The organism is Bradyrhizobium sp. LA2.1, from assembly GCF_040547725.1.
Taxonomy (GTDB): domain Bacteria; phylum Pseudomonadota; class Alphaproteobacteria; order Rhizobiales; family Xanthobacteraceae; genus Bradyrhizobium; species Bradyrhizobium barranii.
In genome coordinates, this window is sequence record NZ_JBEPQI010000017.1 from 160,162 (window position 1) to 174,731 (window position 14,570).

The 14,570-nt window shown below is 64.9% G+C and carries 19 protein-coding genes; 11 read left to right on the plus strand and 8 right to left on the minus strand.

What is annotated here, in order from left to right; translation table 11 throughout:
• Positions 1-68: 68 nt before the first annotated feature.
• Positions 69-206 carry a hypothetical protein gene (locus tag ABIB95_RS29600; protein WP_014492018.1) on the plus strand — a complete coding sequence of 46 codons (138 nt, stop codon included), beginning with the start codon at positions 69-71 and terminating at the stop codon, positions 204-206.
• A gap of 42 nt (positions 207-248) precedes the next feature.
• Here the strand turns inward: ABIB95_RS29600 and ABIB95_RS29605 are convergent, their stop codons facing one another.
• From ABIB95_RS29605 to ABIB95_RS29615, 3 genes are all read right to left on the minus strand, one after another.
• Positions 249-395: a hypothetical protein gene (locus ABIB95_RS29605; protein ID WP_166103493.1), complete on the minus strand. Its 147-nt coding sequence runs from the start codon at positions 393-395 to the stop codon at positions 249-251.
• 199 nt (positions 396-594) lie between these two features.
• Positions 595-1,074, minus strand: a complete 480-nt coding sequence (locus ABIB95_RS29610; RefSeq protein ID WP_354244522.1) for a MaoC family dehydratase — start codon at positions 1,072-1,074, stop codon at positions 595-597.
• Positions 1,074-1,526, minus strand: coding sequence for a MaoC family dehydratase (locus ABIB95_RS29615; protein ID WP_166103499.1), 453 nt, complete (start codon positions 1,524-1,526; stop codon positions 1,074-1,076). Before ABIB95_RS29615 ends, ABIB95_RS29610 begins: the two co-directional genes overlap by 1 nt.
• 156 nt (positions 1,527-1,682) lie before the next feature.
• Here ABIB95_RS29615 and ABIB95_RS29620 point away from each other — a divergent pair, with 156 nt between their 5' ends.
• Positions 1,683-1,979, plus strand: a complete 297-nt coding sequence (locus ABIB95_RS29620; RefSeq protein ID WP_063985551.1) for a DUF4282 domain-containing protein — start codon at positions 1,683-1,685, stop codon at positions 1,977-1,979.
• A 120-nt stretch (positions 1,980-2,099) separates the two neighbouring features.
• On the opposite strand, the gene ychF is transcribed toward ABIB95_RS29620, so the two are convergent.
• The 4 genes from ychF to ABIB95_RS29640 form a co-directional block, all read right to left on the minus strand.
• Positions 2,100-3,197: a redox-regulated ATPase YchF gene (gene ychF / locus ABIB95_RS29625; RefSeq protein ID WP_028151572.1), complete on the minus strand. Its 1,098-nt coding sequence runs from the start codon at positions 3,195-3,197 to the stop codon at positions 2,100-2,102.
• Between the two features lie 54 nt (positions 3,198-3,251).
• Complete coding sequence (pth, locus tag ABIB95_RS29630) at positions 3,252-3,857, minus strand: aminoacyl-tRNA hydrolase (protein ID WP_259256185.1); 606 nt, start codon at positions 3,855-3,857, stop codon at positions 3,252-3,254.
• A gap of 58 nt (positions 3,858-3,915) precedes the next feature.
• The gene (locus tag ABIB95_RS29635; protein ID WP_063985553.1) at positions 3,916-4,632 is read right to left on the minus strand and encodes a 50S ribosomal protein L25/general stress protein Ctc; all 717 of its coding nucleotides are present in this window, start codon (positions 4,630-4,632) and stop codon (positions 3,916-3,918) included.
• 198 nt (positions 4,633-4,830) lie between these two features.
• Positions 4,831-5,091: an accessory factor UbiK family protein gene (locus ABIB95_RS29640; protein WP_071909564.1), complete on the minus strand. Its 261-nt coding sequence runs from the start codon at positions 5,089-5,091 to the stop codon at positions 4,831-4,833.
• A gap of 167 nt (positions 5,092-5,258) precedes the next feature.
• Here ABIB95_RS29640 and ABIB95_RS29645 point away from each other — a divergent pair, with 167 nt between their 5' ends.
• The 9 genes from ABIB95_RS29645 (at position 5,259) to ABIB95_RS29685 (ending at position 13,958) form a co-directional block, all read left to right on the plus strand.
• Complete coding sequence (locus tag ABIB95_RS29645) at positions 5,259-5,990, plus strand: dienelactone hydrolase family protein (protein ID WP_354244527.1); 732 nt, start codon at positions 5,259-5,261, stop codon at positions 5,988-5,990.
• Between the two features lie 14 nt (positions 5,991-6,004).
• On the plus strand, positions 6,005-6,850 hold the full coding sequence (gene lgt / locus ABIB95_RS29650) for a prolipoprotein diacylglyceryl transferase (protein ID WP_354244530.1): 846 nt from the start codon (positions 6,005-6,007) through the stop codon (positions 6,848-6,850).
• Between the two features lie 21 nt (positions 6,851-6,871).
• Positions 6,872-7,990: a class I SAM-dependent methyltransferase gene (locus ABIB95_RS29655; protein ID WP_354244533.1), complete on the plus strand. Its 1,119-nt coding sequence runs from the start codon at positions 6,872-6,874 to the stop codon at positions 7,988-7,990.
• On the plus strand, positions 7,987-8,754 hold the full coding sequence (gene pgeF / locus ABIB95_RS29660) for a peptidoglycan editing factor PgeF (RefSeq protein WP_354244536.1): 768 nt from the start codon (positions 7,987-7,989) through the stop codon (positions 8,752-8,754). Before ABIB95_RS29655 ends, pgeF begins: the two co-directional genes overlap by 4 nt.
• 72 nt (positions 8,755-8,826) lie before the next feature.
• Positions 8,827-9,759: a MerR family transcriptional regulator gene (locus tag ABIB95_RS29665; RefSeq protein ID WP_354244539.1), complete on the plus strand. Its 933-nt coding sequence runs from the start codon at positions 8,827-8,829 to the stop codon at positions 9,757-9,759.
• A 121-nt stretch (positions 9,760-9,880) separates the two neighbouring features.
• Positions 9,881-10,495 carry a hypothetical protein gene (locus tag ABIB95_RS29670; RefSeq protein ID WP_208084535.1) on the plus strand — a complete coding sequence of 205 codons (615 nt, stop codon included), beginning with the start codon at positions 9,881-9,883 and terminating at the stop codon, positions 10,493-10,495.
• Positions 10,496-10,688: 193 nt separating this feature from the next.
• Positions 10,689-11,642 carry a ribose-phosphate pyrophosphokinase gene (locus ABIB95_RS29675; protein WP_028151562.1) on the plus strand — a complete coding sequence of 318 codons (954 nt, stop codon included), beginning with the start codon at positions 10,689-10,691 and terminating at the stop codon, positions 11,640-11,642.
• Between the two features lie 256 nt (positions 11,643-11,898).
• Positions 11,899-12,927, plus strand: coding sequence for a putative zinc-binding metallopeptidase (locus ABIB95_RS29680; RefSeq protein WP_063985560.1), 1,029 nt, complete (start codon positions 11,899-11,901; stop codon positions 12,925-12,927).
• Complete coding sequence (locus ABIB95_RS29685; RefSeq protein WP_354244542.1) at positions 12,924-13,958, plus strand: D-alanine--D-alanine ligase family protein; 1,035 nt, start codon at positions 12,924-12,926, stop codon at positions 13,956-13,958. The genes ABIB95_RS29680 and ABIB95_RS29685 overlap by 4 nt, the downstream gene beginning before the upstream one ends.
• Positions 13,959-14,104: 146 nt before the next feature.
• On the opposite strand, the gene ABIB95_RS29690 is transcribed toward ABIB95_RS29685, so the two are convergent.
• A complete protein-coding gene (locus ABIB95_RS29690) occupies positions 14,105-14,563 on the minus strand; it encodes an SRPBCC family protein (RefSeq protein ID WP_354244545.1) in 459 nt (152 codons plus the stop codon).
• Positions 14,564-14,570 lie beyond the last annotated feature (7 nt).

Here is a 14,570-nt window from a genome sequence, read left to right on the forward strand (position 1 = left end):
CTCCGCGCCCCAGCGCCGACCAATGCCAAGCGCCCGCAGCCTTGCGGCCGGGCCTGGGGACATTTCAGATGGAAAGCATTCGGCCCGACAATACGGACCCTATACCGCTGCGGCCCGCGCCGAACCAGTTCGGCACGATCATGCTGCGCTTCGTCGGATTGCTGGCGGTCGCGATCGCGGTGCTGGCGTTCGTCTATAGCCGCTGACGGCGGAGGCCGGACGTCCGGCCCCGAAGAGTTAACGAGCCCTTAACGGCTCGCGTCGACCGTCGAGGCTTCCAGGGTGTAGCCGCCATCGGCATAGCCCTTCACCACCATGCCGGCGACCAGCATCACTGCCAGCGTCGCGGTCGCAAAGATAAATCCCACCAGCTTGAGTGCGCCGCGGTCTGCCATGGTCCTCGTCCCCTGTTCTCTGCCCAATTCGTTTCAATTAGACAGCGACAGGTTCATAATTGGTTAGCAACTCGATGGTTCCGCCAACTGCTTCGCGGGTCATCATGTTGAGCAGGCTTATGGCAGCCGCCCGGAATCGCGTCCATAGCGCGCGGGCAACACTCGCGCACACATTTGGACTGTTCATCTTGGAACAGGTCTAACCGCCCTTCCGCATCGGCACGAAGGCGCTGGCGGTGATGGAATAGACCTCCTCGCCGCGCTGGTTGGTGCCGGTGGTGCGGGCCGTCAGAATGCCCCAGCCGGGGCGCGAGGCGGAGCTGCGCTTGTCGATGACTTCGTTGACGTAGGCGACGGTGTCGCCGGCGAGCACCGGCCTGATCCAGCGCAGGTCGCGAAAGCCCGGCGACGGCCCCCACACCGCGACCTCCTCGCCGCGCGAAACGGCCTCACGCGCCAGGCGCTGGCCGTCCGCGACAAGCAGGCTCATGCAGGCCGAGCCGACGTGCCAACCGGAAGCTGCGAGCCCGCCGAACAGCGAGTTCTCGCCTTCCTTCTCGTCGAGGTGGAAGCGCTGCGGATCAAACTTTGCGGCGAACGTCTTGATGGACTCCGCGGTGAACGTGTAGGCGCCGATCTCGCGCCGGTGGCCGATCTCGATCTCCTCGAAGAAGGGCATCAGACTGCTCCCTCGCGCCGCTTGATCAGGATCGGCGAGGTCATCTCGCACAGCGCCTCGCCCTTGGCGTTGCGCACCGTGCATTTGAACTTGACGATGCCGAGCTCCGGCCGGCTCTTCGAGGCGCGCGCCTCCAGCACGTCGACGTCGAGCATGAGATCGTCGCCGGGCCGCAAGGGTGACAGCCAGCGCACCTCGTCGACGCCGGGCGAGCCGAGCGAAGCGGCGCGTGTGATGAAGCCATCGGCCATCATCCGCATCATCAGCGAGCAGAGGTGCCAGCCCGAGCCGGACAGGCCGCGCAGCATGCTCTTGGCCGCGGCCTCCTCATCGAGGTGCATCGGCTGCGGATCGAACTCGGCGGCGAAAGCCAAGATCTCGTCGCGGGTGACATGGCGCGGGCCGAATGTTCCGAACCGGCCGGGCGGGAAATCTTCGAAGGTCAGGGTCATCTCGGGAATGCTTTGAGGGAATGACAGATTGTGGCCGCACTTTGCGGCAATCTCAACCCGCCGGCCCGCATGGCTCGTGCTACATATGGGGTGTCGGCGTTGGTCTTGAGTCGGATCAACCGGCAGGCCGAGGCCCGATTTGCCCTGGGGAGAGCAATGTTTTCATTCAGCGACCTGTTTCAATGGGACCGATTCATAACCCCTACGATCATCAAGACCTTCTACTGGCTGGTGATCGCACTGATCTGCCTGTTCGGCCTTTCCGGAATCTTCTCCGGTCTCGCGACGATGGCGATCAGCCCGTTCGGCGGCTTCCTGGTGCTGCTGTCATCGATCGCGAGCATCGTCGTCGGCATCGTGTTCTCGCGCATCGCCGCGGAGCTGATCCTGATCGTCTTCCGCATCAACGAACATCTCGGCGCGATCCGCGACCAGGGCGGCGGGGCGCGGTGAGGCGGCCGTAGGTGCCGTAGGGTGGGTTAGCCGAAGGCGTAACCCACCTCTTCTGTTTCCGCGGATAGAAACAGCGGTGGGTTACGCTTCGCTAACCCACCCTACGCATCCGTTGAGACCTTACGTATTAAACCTGAAATGCATCACGTCGCCGTCGGCGACGACGTATTCCTTGCCTTCGAGACGCAGCTTGCCGGCATCGCGGGCGCCGGCTTCGCCGTTCAGCGCGACATAGTCCTCATACGCAATCGTCTCGGCGCGGATAAAACCCTTCTCGAAGTCGGTGTGGATCACGCCGGCCGCGCCCGGGGCCTTGGTGCCGCGATAGATGGTCCAGGCGCGCGCTTCCTTCGGGCCCACCGTGAAATAGGTGATGAGGTCGAGCAGGGTGTAGCCGGCGCGGATCAGGCGATCGAGGCCGGCTTCTTCGAGACCCAGCGTCTCCAGGAAGTCGGCGCGCTCCTCGCGTGAAATGGTGGCGATCTCGGATTCGATCTTGGCGGAGATGACGACGGCAACGGCGCCTTCCTTGGCCGCCTGCTCCTCCACCGCCTTGGAGAACGAATTGCCCGTGGCGGCCGAGCCTTCCTCGACGTTGCAGACGTAGAGCACGGGCTTCGACGACAGCAGGCCGAGCATCCCGAAGGCGCGCTCCTCCTCCGCCTTGCGCTCGACGAGGCGGGCGGGCTTGCCCTCGCGCAGCAACACCAGCGTGCGGTTGACGAGGTCGAGCTGCTCCTTGGCGTCCTTGTCGTTGCCCTTGGCCTTCTTCGTGAGGTTGTCGACGCGCTTCTCGAGGCTGTCGAGGTCGGCGAGCATCAGCTCGGTCTCGATGGTCTCGATGTCGGCGAGCGGGGCGATCTTGCCCTCGACATGCGTGATGTCGGAATCCTCGAAGCAGCGCACGACATGCGCGATGGCGTCGACCTCGCGGATGTTGGCGAGGAACTGGTTGCCGAGGCCTTCACCCTTGGAGGCGCCGCGCACGAGGCCGGCGATGTCGACGAAGGTCAGCCGGGTCGGGATGATCTGCGCCGATTTGGCGATGGCCGAGAGCTTGTCGAGCCGCGGATCGGGCACGGCGACTTCGCCGACATTCGGCTCGATGGTGCAGAACGGATAGTTCGCGGCCTGCGCCGCGGCCGTCTCGGTCAGCGCGTTGAACAAGGTCGACTTGCCGACATTGGGCAACCCGACGATCCCGCATTTAAATCCCATGGTCGTCCTCTATTCGTATTCGTCATGGCCGGGCTTGACGGAGAAAACGGCGCCCTATTCCTTGCCGTTCTCGTCCTTGGTCAAAAAGCCCTTCGCCTGCATGGCGAGATGCACCCTGTTGGCGAAGGTCGCGTCCGTGCCCTTGGCGACCAGTGCCGCGTGCTCGGCCACCGCCTCGCACAACGTCGCCACCCAGTCGTTGTCGGCCTTGGCGAAGTCCGACAGCACGTGGCCGTGCACCAGTTCCTTGACGCCGGGATGACCGATGCCGAGCCGGACCCGGCGATAGTCGTTGCCGATGTGCGCCGAGATCGAGCGCAGGCCGTTGTGGCCGGCGATGCCGCCGCCGATCTTCACCCGCACCTTGCCCGGCGGCAGTTCGAGTTCGTCATGGAACACGGTGACGTCGCCCGGCGCGATCTTGAAGAAGCTTGCCGCCTCCTGAACGCTACGGCCCGAGTCATTCATGTAGGTCGTCGGCTTGAGCAGGATGATCCGCTCAGTGCCGATCGCACCTTCCGAGGTCTCGCCCTGAAAACGACGGCGCCATGGCGAGAAACCATGACGCCGCGCGATCTCGTCGACGGCCATGAAGCCGATATTGTGCCGGTTACGTGCGTATTTAGCGCCGGGATTGCCGAGCCCAACAAAGAGTCGCATGACGCGGCGCGCCCCTCGCTCGGCGCGCGATCAAGGACCGCGCGCCAGCTTTGAGAGATTACTTCTTCTTGTCGCCGCCGGCGGGAGCCTTGGCAGCCGCAGCCGGAGCAGCAGCACCCGCAGCCGGAGCCGCAGCGCCAGCCGCCGGAGCAGCCGCAGCAGCGCCCGGAGCTGCAGCCGCAGCGGCGGCCTTCTGCTCTTCGGCGTAGCCGGACGGCGGCACGATGGTGACCAGGGTCGCGTCCTCGCGGGTCAGCGCCTTCACGCCGGCCGGCAGCTTGACGTCCGACAGATGGAGCGAGTGACCGATTTCGAGTGAGCCGACATCAGCCTCGATGAATTGCGGGATGCTCTCGACGCCGCATTCGAGCTCGATCGAATGCGCGACGATGTTGACGGCGCCGCCGCGCTTCACGCCGGGCGAACCTTCCGCTTTCACCACATGCAAGGGAACGCTGATGCGGATGGTGGCACCTTCGCCGAGACGCATGAAGTCGACATGGATTGGGAAATCCTTGACCGGATCAAGGTGATAGTCGCGCGGGATCACGCGGTGCTTCTTGCCCTCGAGGTCGATGTCGACCAGCGTGGTCAGGAACCGGCCGGCGAGGATGCGCTGGCGCAGTTCACGATCGTCAACCGAGATCGGGAGCGGGGGTTGCTTGTTGCCATAGATCACTCCGGGCACTTTCCCGGCGCGACGCTCAGCCCGGGCGGCCCCCTTGCCGCTCTTCGGACGTGCGGTCGCCTTCAATTCCTTGACGGTCGTCGCCATAGTCTAAGTCCTTGTTTTTGCAAAAGTTAATGGGCCGCAGCGCGGCCCATGGTGCAGTTCGCAGCAAGCCTCCAGGGGTGCGGGGGCCGCGAACTTGGCGGGCTTTTACCCGGAAGATGCGGAAATGACAAGGAGAATGGCCCGCCCGGCGGGGTCCCTACCCTCCCCTGGAGGGGAGGGTAAGCGAGAGCGGCGGCCTTACGTCGGCGTTCCGCCGAACTTGGCCTCCAGCGCCACGATGCGCGCCTTCAGGGCCTCGTTCTCCTCGCGGGCGAGGCGGGCCATGTCCTTGACCGCCTCGAACTCCTCGCGCTTGACCAGGTCCATGTCGCGCAGGAATTTCTCGGCCTGGGTGCGCATCACGGTGTCGAACTCGCGCTTGACGCCCTGGGCGGCACCGGCGGCGTCGTTCATCAGGCGGCCGATCTCGTCGAAAAACCGGTTGTTGGTCTGGGTCATGTCGGTCTCCTGGCGGCCTCAGATAAACTTTGCGCGAACGCGCGAAAAGACAATGGCAATCCGGGCGAAACGGTTCAAGGGCCGATCGGCGGTATCCTTGTCATGCCCCGGTTTCCTTGCAATCGTATTCAACGTCCCTGCATAACAAGAATCAGAAGGCGCACGAGATGATCGATCAGCAGATCGCGATTCCCACCAAGGACGGCCACACCGCAACCTTCATCACCCATCCCGAACGCGGCGGGCCGTTTCCGGTCATCCTGTTCTACATGGATGCGCCGGCAATCCGCGAGGAGCTGCGCGACATGGCGCGCCGGCTCGCCACCTCGGGCTATTACGTGATGCTGCCGAACCTCTATTACCGCTCCGGCGTGATGGAGCTCGGCGCGCTGCCAGCCGATCCGAACGCGCCCGAGCGCAAGCGCATGTTCCAGCTCATGGCCTCGCTCAACATTCCCATGATCATGGAGGACACCAGGGCCCTGCTCACCTATGCCGAGGGCCAGGCGGCTGCCAATACGAAAATCGTCGGCACCGTCGGTTATTGCATGAGCGGCCGCTACGCCGTCAACGCGGCCACGCACTTTGCCGACCGCGTCAAGGCCGCCGCCTCGATCTACGGAACGCATCTGGCGACCGACGAAGACAACAGCCCGCATCTCGCCGCCGGCAAGACCATGGCCGAGCTGTATTTCGCCTGCGCCGAGACCGACATCTACGCGCCCGCCGAGGTCATCGAGAAGGTCAAGCAGGGCATGAGCGGAGCCAAGGCCGAGGTCGAGATCTATCCCGGCACGCATCACGGCTTCGCCTTCCCCAAGCGTCCGGTCTACGACCGCGACGCTGCCGAGCGGCATTGGGAGCGTCTGCTGGCGCTCTATCGCCGCAATCTCGTTTAAGTCTAGAAGGCCTGATGCCCTTTCTGCTCATCGACTTTCCCGCCTTCAAGCCGATCGCCATCGAGATCGGTCCGTTCGCGATCCGCTGGTATGCGCTGGCCTATATCTGCGGCATCGTGTTCGGCTGGCTCTATGCGCGCTCGCTGCTGAAGAGAGAGCGCCTGTGGGGCGGCCCCGCGCCGATGTCGCTGGTGCAGATCGACGACTTCATCCTGTGGGTCACGCTCGGCATCATCCTCGGCGGCCGCACCGGCTACGTGCTGTTCTACAATCTGCCCTTCTTCATCGATCACCCCGCCGCGATCTTCAAATTGTGGGAGGGCGGCATGTCCTTCCATGGCGGCTTCCTCGGCTGCGTCGTCGCGGTGATGTGGTTTGCCTATCGCAACCGCATCTCGATCCTGTCGCTGGGCGACATCACCACGGCGGTCGCCCCGGTCGGGCTGCTGCTCGGGCGCATCGCCAATTTCATCAATGGCGAATTGTGGGGCCGCGCCGCCGACCCCAGCCTGCCCTGGGCGATGATCTTCCCCAACGATCCGACGCAGCTGCCGCGCCATCCGAGCCAGCTCTATGAGGCCGGCATGGAGGGCATCCTGCTGTTCACCGTGCTCGCGATCATGATCCGTTTCGGCGCCCTGAAGCGGCCCGGCATGATCCTCGGCGCCTTCATCCTGATCTATGGCCTGACCCGCATCGCCGGCGAGCATTTCCGCGAGCCGGACGTCCAACTCGGCTTCCTCTGGGGCGGATTAACCATGGGCATGCTGTTGTCGATCCCGATGCTTATTGTAGGCCTCATACTTATTGTATTGGCTATCAGGCGCGGCGCGCCGAAGCCCGTCGGGGCTATCAGTTAATTCCTTTCGAGAAGACAGACCGTGACCGAACAGCCGCTACTCAACGAGATCAGGGCGCTGATCAAATCCTCAGGGCCCATGCCGGTCTGGCGGTACATGGAACTGTGCCTGATGCATCCGCGCTATGGCTATTACGTCTCGCGCGATCCGCTCGGGCGCGAAGGCGACTTCACCACCGCGCCCGAGGTCAGCCAGATGTTCGGCGAGCTCCTGGGGCTGTGGACCGCCTCGGTGTGGAAGCAGATGGGCTCGCCGCAATTCTTGCGGCTGATCGAGCTCGGCCCCGGCCGCGGCACCATGATGGCGGATGCGCTGCGTGCACTGCGCGTGCTGCCGCCGCTCTACCAGGCGCTTCACGTCCACATGGTCGAGGTCAATCCGGTGCTGCGCGAGCGGCAGAGTGCGACGCTGGCGGGTGTGCGCAACATCGCCTGGCACGACAGCATCGACGACGTGCCGGAAGGCCCGAGCATCATCCTCGCCAACGAATATTTCGACGTGCTGCCGATCCGCCAGATGGTGAAGCGCGAGAGCGGCTGGCACGAGCGCGTGATCGAGATCGATCCCAACGGCAAGCTTCAATTCGGCGCGGCCGCCGACCCGACGCCGCGCTTCGACGTGCTGCTGCCGCCTCTGGTGCGCGCCGCTCCCGTCGGTGCCGTGTTCGAATGGCGGCCCGACGGCGAGATCATGAAGCTCGCCACGCGCGTGCGCGACCAGGACGGCGCGGCACTGATCATCGACTACGGCCATCTGCGCAGCGATGCCGGCGACACCTTCCAGGCGATCGCGCGCCACACCTTCACCGATCCCCTGAAGGCGCCGGGCCAGGCCGACGTCACCGCCCATGTCGACTTCCAGGCCCTGGCGCGCGCGGCCGAGGATGTCGGCGCCCGTGTGCACGGCCCGGTGACGCAGGGCGATTTCCTCAAGCGCGTCGGCATCGATACCCGCGCAGCTGCCCTGATGCAGAAGGCGACGCCTGACGTCGCCACCGACATTTCGGTCGCGCTCAAGCGCCTGACCGATACCGGGCGCAGCGGCATGGGCTCGATGTTCAAGGTGCTCGGCATCTCCGAGCCGCGGCTGACCGGCATCGCCGGCCTCAGCGATCTCGACCGGGCCGGAGGCGCCTCATGACGCTTGCTTCGTCGCTGCTGTCGGCCGTGCCCGGCCTGCGCCATGCCTTCTTCACCCGCGAGGGCGGTGTCTCAGGCGGGATTTATTCGGCGCTCAATGGCGGGCTCGGCTCCAACGACGATCCGGCGCATGTCGCGGAGAACCGCCGCCGCATGGCCGAGCATGTCGGCGTCGCCCCGGAACGCTTCATCAGCCTGCACCAGATCCATTCGCCCGATGTCCTCGTTGCCGAAGCGCCGTGGCCGAGCGGGCCGCGGCCGAAGGGCGATGCGCTCGTGACCAGAACGCCCGGCATCGCGCTCGGCGTCTCCACCGCCGATTGCGGGCCGGTTCTGTTCGTCGATCCCAACGCGCGCGTGATCGGCGGCGCCCATGCCGGCTGGAAGGGCGCACTGACCGGCGTGCTGGAACAGACGATCTCGGCGATGGAGAAGCTCGGCGCCACGCGCAGCGGCATCATCGCCGCGATCGGCCCCTTGATCCGCCAGGACAGCTACGAGGTCGGCAACGAGTTCGTGGCGCGCTTCATCGAAGCGGACGCGGACAACGCCATGTTCTTCATCCCGTCGGTGCGCGCCGGACACGCGATGTTCGACCTCGCCGGCTTCATCCGGAAGCGGCTGGAAGCCGCCGGCATCCTGATGATCGACGATCTTGGTCTGGATACCTACGCCGATGACCGCTTCTTCAGCTATCGCCGCTCGGTGCATCGCAAGGAGCCGGATTACGGCCGCCACATCCACGCGATCGCGCTCGAGGGGTAAGCTGGCCGTCGCTTCGTTCCTGCTTCAAAACGGCCTTGACTCTCCACCTGCTGGAAACCGCAGAAACGCGGAATGAAGCAACGCACCTACAGCATCGGCGAAGCGGCACGGCTCTGCGGCATCTCGGTCCGCAAGCTTCGCTTCTATTCGGACGAGGGATTGTTGCCGCCGGCAGACCGAACTGCGAGCGGCTACCGCGTCTTCACGGATAGCGAACTTGTCCGACTGGAGCTCATCCGCTGTCTCCGTGATGCCGGCCTTGGCCTGGATGCGATCCGGGAGGTCCTCTGCCAGGAGCTGTCGCTTGCCGAGGCTCTGAAGCTGCGGCTCGAAGCGCTGGAGGCGGAGATCGCCGCCCAGCGCCGCGTCGCCGCCGCGCTGCGGGCTGCGTTGCGTTCACCGCAACTCACCGAAGCCGATCTGAGGAGATTTTGGAGCATGACGCAACTGTCCCGCGTGGAACGACGCAACGTGGTTGAACGCTTTTTTGAAAGAGTGTCCGACGGCATCAACATCAATCAGGAATGGGTCCGCCAGATGGTGGAAGCGACCGTCCCGGAACTGCCCGACGCGCCAACGCCCGAGCAATGCGACGCATGGATCGAGCTTGCAGCGCTCCTGAGCGATCCCTCCTTCATCGCCAATATGCGAGCCAACGCCGGCGATGTCTGGGATCGCGAGGTCATCGATATGAAGGCCTGTCAGGAAGCAAGCGACGCCATAGTGCTCAGGGCGAACCAAGCCATCGAACAGGGGCTTGAACCGTCATCCGCGCAAGCCAATGAGCTGGCGCGGGATTGGCTGGAGATCTCGGCTCGCCTGATGAACCAGAAGCCCGACGCCGGCTTCCGTAACTGGATGCGCACGAAATATGTCCGGCACGATGCTCGCGCGAACCGCTATTGGGAACTGGTGGCCATCATGAGAGGGCAGTCCCCGGACACCAGCCCAAACCGGGAATGGGTGTGGATCCAGGCTGCGATGCGCCATCATCTGGCAGCCTGAGCGAGCATGCACATCGCGGCCGGGCCGCCCACCGGCCCCGGCCCCGATGCGCTCCAGAGGGCCGATGTAGCATTCCCGCCCTAGACGTTAATGCGTTTTAACGATATCGCTGCCCCCCATAATGAGGGACGCGTCATTCATCCTGGGCCGCGCGGGTTCGCGTGTGCTGGCGGTCATGCTGCTGGCAGCGGCGGTCGCGCTTGGCGGCTGCGCCGGCGGCGGCGGTGCCGCCAACTCCTATGCGATGGCGCCGAGTACCGGCTCAGGGGCGACCGTGGCCTTCGAATCGATCGACGGGCCGCCCCCGCAGGTGTTCGACCGCATGGTCGGCGTGCTCGACAGCGAATCCAAGCTGCGCAGCCTGTCCGTCGTCTCCCGCGAGGGAACGGCTGCCTATCGCGTGCGCAGTTACCTCTCCGCCCAAATCGTGCGCGGCAAGACCGTGATCGCCTGGGTCTGGGACGTCTACGACGCCAATCAGCAGCGGGCATTGCGCCTCTCCGGCGAGGAACTGACCGCCGCCAAGGGCGGCCGCGATCCCTGGGGCGCCGCCGACGACCTGGTGCTGCGGAAGATCGCCCAGGCCGGATTCAGCGGACTTTCCAACATGATCAACGGAACCCCGGACGCGCCGGGCACTGTTCCCGGCTTGCGGGGCCCGGCGGTGGCCAGCGTGATCCCGGAGGCTCCGGCGGCCGAGATGCCGGCCTCGGCGCTCGGCTACGCCGAGCGATAACCCCCGCGAAACCACGGCCCCAAGTTGCCGCCAAACCGTTGGCCCGACTCAGGATTTCGGAGGGAAAACGTAGCATGCCGGGTTGCCATTGCAGGCCCCGGCCTGATATTTCCTCGCCCGTCGTAACCGTGCTTCCAGTGGGTATTCTCTGATGTTGAACGTCGTATCCAGCAAAGCGCGGGAGGAAGCGTCCATGTCGGCCAAGAACGGCTCCATCAAGCTTGTCGCCGGCAACTCAAACCCGGCTCTCGCGCAGGCGATCGCGCAAGGCCTCGACCTGCCGCTAACCAAGGCGGTGGTACGGCGCTTCGCCGACATGGAGATCTTCGTCGAGATCCAGGAGAACGTCCGTGGCTCGGATGCCTTCGTCATCCAGTCGACCTCGTTCCCCGCCAACGACCATCTGATGGAACTGCTGATCATCACCGATGCGCTGCGCCGCTCCTCGGCACGCCGCATCACCGCGGTGCTGCCCTATTTCGGCTACGCCCGGCAGGACCGCAAATCGGGTTCGCGCACGCCGATCTCGGCCAAGCTCGTCGCCAACCTGATCACGCAGGCCGGCGTCGACCGCGTCATGACGCTCGACCTGCATGCCGGCCAGATCCAGGGCTTCTTCGACATCCCGACCGACAATCTCTACGCGGCGCCGCTGATGGTGCGCGACATCAAGGACAAGTTCGACCTCTCCAAGACGATGGTGATCTCGCCTGACGTCGGCGGCGTGGCGCGCGCACGTGGCCTTGCCAAGCGCATCAACACCCCGCTCGCGATCGTCGACAAGCGCCGCGAGAGGGCGGGCGAATCCGAGGTCATGAACGTGATCGGCGACGTCGCCGGCTACACCTGCATCCTGATCGACGACATCGTGGATTCCGGCGGCACGCTGGTGAACGCGGCCGACGCGCTGATCGCCAAGGGCGCCAAGGACGTCTACGCCTACATCACCCACGGCGTGCTCTCCGGCGGCGCGGCCGCCCGCATCGCGGGCTCGAAGCTGAAGGAGCTCGTGATCACCGACTCGATCCTGCCGACGGAGGCGGTGACCAAGGCTCCGAACATCCGCACGCTTCCGATCGCCAGCCTGATCTCGGACGCCATCGCGCGCACCGCGGCGGAAGAGTCGGTGTCGAGCCTGTTCGACTGATTTTTCTTCGCCTCTCCCCGCTTGCGGGGAGAGGCCGGAATTCAAGCAAAGCCTGAATTCCGGGTGAGGGGGACTCTCCGCGAGTCTCACTCTCACCGCCCCGTGGAGACTCCCCTCACCCCACCCTCTCCCCGCAAGCGGGGCGAGGGAGCGCGTGCGCCGTCCGTCCCTTACGACGCAGCCCCCCGGGTTGTTGCCAACGACCGCCCATGACATCATCCGGATACCGAGTCATCTCTGCCCCCCTGGATTCTTGATGCCGCGCCGGAAATTTGCCTGGGAGAAGCTGTCGGATGACGAGTTGCTCAAGCAGCGCCTCTCCAGCCTGAGGGTTACGGTCAAAGGCACCTGGCTCGAGGACTGCGTCAGCACGCTCCATGAGGAGCTCGAAGAGCGGGGCATCCGGCTGCGACCGCACACATGGATCTCGAGCGAATGGTTCAGTCCGGGCGATGTGCCGGGCATCGCCATCCCCTTCTATCTCGCTCATCCCCGTCTGATGAAGCTCGAGAAGAAGATGATGTTCGACGTCGAGGGCGGAACCTGGCGCGAGTGCATGGGTATCCTCCGTCACGAGGCCGGCCATGCCGTGCAGCACGGCTATCAGCTGCAGCGCCGCCGGCGCTGGCAGCAGCTGTTCGGCCCGTCGTCGAAACACTACCCGCGCTACTACCGGCCCAATCCTGCCAGCAGGCGCTACGTCCAGCACCTCCGGCTGTGGTACGCGCAAAGCCATCCGGATGAAGACTTCGCCGAGACCTTCGCGGTGTGGCTGCGCCCACGCTCGAACTGGCGGACGCGATATGCCGGATGGCCGGCGCTGAAGAAGCTCGAATATGTCGACGAGCTGATGCACGAGATTGCGGGAAAGCGGCCGCTGATCACGACGCGGGAGCGTGTCGATACGCTGGGCCGGCTCAGCCAGACGCTCGAAGACCACTACAAGAAGAAGCAGGCGTTCTACGCCTTCACAGCGCCGAAGACCTACGACCGCGACCTCTCCCGGCTGTTTTCAGCCGATCCACGGCATCACCGCTCAAAGCCGGCTTCGGCCCTGATCAGGCGTCACCGCGCGCAGATCAGGCAGCTGGTCGCGCGGTGGACGGGCGAGAACCAGCTCACGCTCGATGCCGTGCTCGATGATATGATCTCCCGCTGCCGTGAGCTCGATCTGCGAGCCGTCGGCCCCGAACAGAAGCTCGTTCTCGATTTCACCGTCCTCGTGACCGCCAAGACGATGCACGCGCTGTTTGGCCCGTCTCGGCGCAAATGGATCGCGCTATGAGACGCTCACGCATTCTGGTGCTGATGCATCCGGACTTCATGCCTCCGGACTCCTCCGACGGATACACGCCGCAGGAAATCAACGCGTGGAAAACGGAATACGACGTGGTGAGCACCTTGCGCGCGGCCGGCCACGAGGTTCGCGCTCTCGGTGCGCAGGACGAGATCAAGCCGATCCGCGAGGCGATCGAAGAATTCAAGCCGCACGTGGTCTTCACGCTGCTGGAGGAATTCCACAACAACGTCGCCTACGACCAGCACATCGCCAGCTATCTCGAGCTGATGAAGGTCCCTTATACCGGGTGCAATCCGCGCGGCCTGATCCTGGCGCGCGGCAAGGATTTGTCCAAGACGCTGGTGCATCACCGCCGGATCGCGGCGCCGGCCTTCGCCGTCTTCCCGATGCGCCGCAAGGTGAATCGCCCGACGCGCCTTGCGCTGCCGCTGATCGTCAAGAGCCTGAACATGGACGGGTCCTTCGGCATCTCGCAGGCCTCGATCGTCGATACCGACGAGAAGCTCGCGGAGCGCGTCGCCTTCATCCACGAGCGGGTCGAATCCGCCGCCATCGCCGAGCAGTTCATCGAGGGGCGCGAGCTTTATGTCGGCGTGCTCGGCAACAACCGGCTGCGCGTCCTGCCGGTGTGGGAACTGAAATTCGGCAGCATGGGCGGGCGCAGATCACGGCACATCGCCACGGAGAAAGCCAAGCACGACACCGACTATCAGGAGAAGCTCGGCATCGTCGACGGGCCGGCCAAGGACCTTGGGCCCGAAGTCACCGCCCGCATCCAGCGCGCCGCGAAACGCATCTACCGGGCACTCGGCCTCGACGGCTACGCACGCATCGATTTTCGTCTCGCCGCCGACGGCACGCCGTATTTCATCGAAGCCAATCCCAACCCCGAGATCGCCAAGAGCCAGGAGTTCGCCACGGCGGCCCAACATGCCGGGCTCAAATATCCGGATCTCCTGCAGCGCATCCTGACGCTGGGGATCAGCCGGGCCAAGGCGGGGGTGTCGCTGGGGTGATGGCGGCTTGCGCGACTATCGTGGGGTGGGCAAAGGCGCAAAGCGCCGTGCCCACCTTCTTTGTTTGCGATAGAGAATGGTGGGCACGCTTCCGCCTTCGCTCTTCGAGCTACGGCGGACAAGTCGCTTTGCCCACCCTACGAGACCTATTGCGCCTCGACCTTCGCGCTCACCACGTCCGCAAATGACTTGAAGAACTCCCCCGCAAGCTTCGTCGCGGTCGAATTGATCAGCCGCGCTCCCAACTGCGCGAGCTTGCCACCGACCTGCGCATCGACTTCGTAATGCAACACCGTCACGTCGGCGCTCTCGGATTCCAGCCGCACCACCGCGCCACCCTTGGCGAAGCCGGCGACGCCGCCGGAGCCCTCTCCTGAGATACGGTAACTGTTGGGCGGATCGAAATCGGACAGCGTCACCTTGCCGCTGAACGTCGCCTTCACCGGGCCGACCTTGAAGACCACCGTCGCGGTCATCTCGTTCGGCGCGGTCACCTCGAGCGACTGGCAGCCCGGGATGCACTGCTTCAGCACAGCGGGATCGTTCAGCGCCGCCCACACCTGCTCGCGTGAGGCGGGAATTCGCTGGCTGTCGTTCATCTGCATGATCGGT

What these genes read in the sequence shown, in the direction of transcription:
- ABIB95_RS29600 (WP_014492018.1), top strand. Translation starts at nt 69, where the DNA reads ATGGAAAGCATTCGGCCCGACAATACGGACCCTATACCGCTGCGGCCC.
- ABIB95_RS29605 (WP_166103493.1), bottom strand. Translation starts at nt 395, where the DNA reads ATGGCAGACCGCGGCGCACTCAAGCTGGTGGGATTTATCTTTGCGACC.
- ABIB95_RS29610 (WP_354244522.1), bottom strand. Translation starts at nt 1,074, where the DNA reads ATGCCCTTCTTCGAGGAGATCGAGATCGGCCACCGGCGCGAGATCGGC.
- ABIB95_RS29615 (WP_166103499.1), bottom strand. Translation starts at nt 1,526, where the DNA reads ATGACCCTGACCTTCGAAGATTTCCCGCCCGGCCGGTTCGGAACATTC.
- ABIB95_RS29620 (WP_063985551.1), top strand. Translation starts at nt 1,683, where the DNA reads ATGTTTTCATTCAGCGACCTGTTTCAATGGGACCGATTCATAACCCCT.
- ychF (WP_028151572.1), bottom strand. Translation starts at nt 3,197, where the DNA reads ATGGGATTTAAATGCGGGATCGTCGGGTTGCCCAATGTCGGCAAGTCG.
- pth (WP_259256185.1), bottom strand. Translation starts at nt 3,857, where the DNA reads ATGCGACTCTTTGTTGGGCTCGGCAATCCCGGCGCTAAATACGCACGT.
- ABIB95_RS29635 (WP_063985553.1), bottom strand. Translation starts at nt 4,632, where the DNA reads ATGGCGACGACCGTCAAGGAATTGAAGGCGACCGCACGTCCGAAGAGC.
- ABIB95_RS29640 (WP_071909564.1), bottom strand. Translation starts at nt 5,091, where the DNA reads ATGACCCAGACCAACAACCGGTTTTTCGACGAGATCGGCCGCCTGATG.
- ABIB95_RS29645 (WP_354244527.1), top strand. Translation starts at nt 5,259, where the DNA reads ATGATCGATCAGCAGATCGCGATTCCCACCAAGGACGGCCACACCGCA.
- lgt (WP_354244530.1), top strand. Translation starts at nt 6,005, where the DNA reads ATGCCCTTTCTGCTCATCGACTTTCCCGCCTTCAAGCCGATCGCCATC.
- pgeF (WP_354244536.1), top strand. Translation starts at nt 7,987, where the DNA reads ATGACGCTTGCTTCGTCGCTGCTGTCGGCCGTGCCCGGCCTGCGCCAT.
- ABIB95_RS29665 (WP_354244539.1), top strand. Translation starts at nt 8,827, where the DNA reads ATGAAGCAACGCACCTACAGCATCGGCGAAGCGGCACGGCTCTGCGGC.
- ABIB95_RS29670 (WP_208084535.1), top strand. Translation starts at nt 9,881, where the DNA reads ATGAGGGACGCGTCATTCATCCTGGGCCGCGCGGGTTCGCGTGTGCTG.
- ABIB95_RS29675 (WP_028151562.1), top strand. Translation starts at nt 10,689, where the DNA reads ATGTCGGCCAAGAACGGCTCCATCAAGCTTGTCGCCGGCAACTCAAAC.
- ABIB95_RS29680 (WP_063985560.1), top strand. Translation starts at nt 11,899, where the DNA reads ATGCCGCGCCGGAAATTTGCCTGGGAGAAGCTGTCGGATGACGAGTTG.
- ABIB95_RS29685 (WP_354244542.1), top strand. Translation starts at nt 12,924, where the DNA reads ATGAGACGCTCACGCATTCTGGTGCTGATGCATCCGGACTTCATGCCT.
- ABIB95_RS29690 (WP_354244545.1), bottom strand. Translation starts at nt 14,563, where the DNA reads ATGCAGATGAACGACAGCCAGCGAATTCCCGCCTCACGCGAGCAGGTG.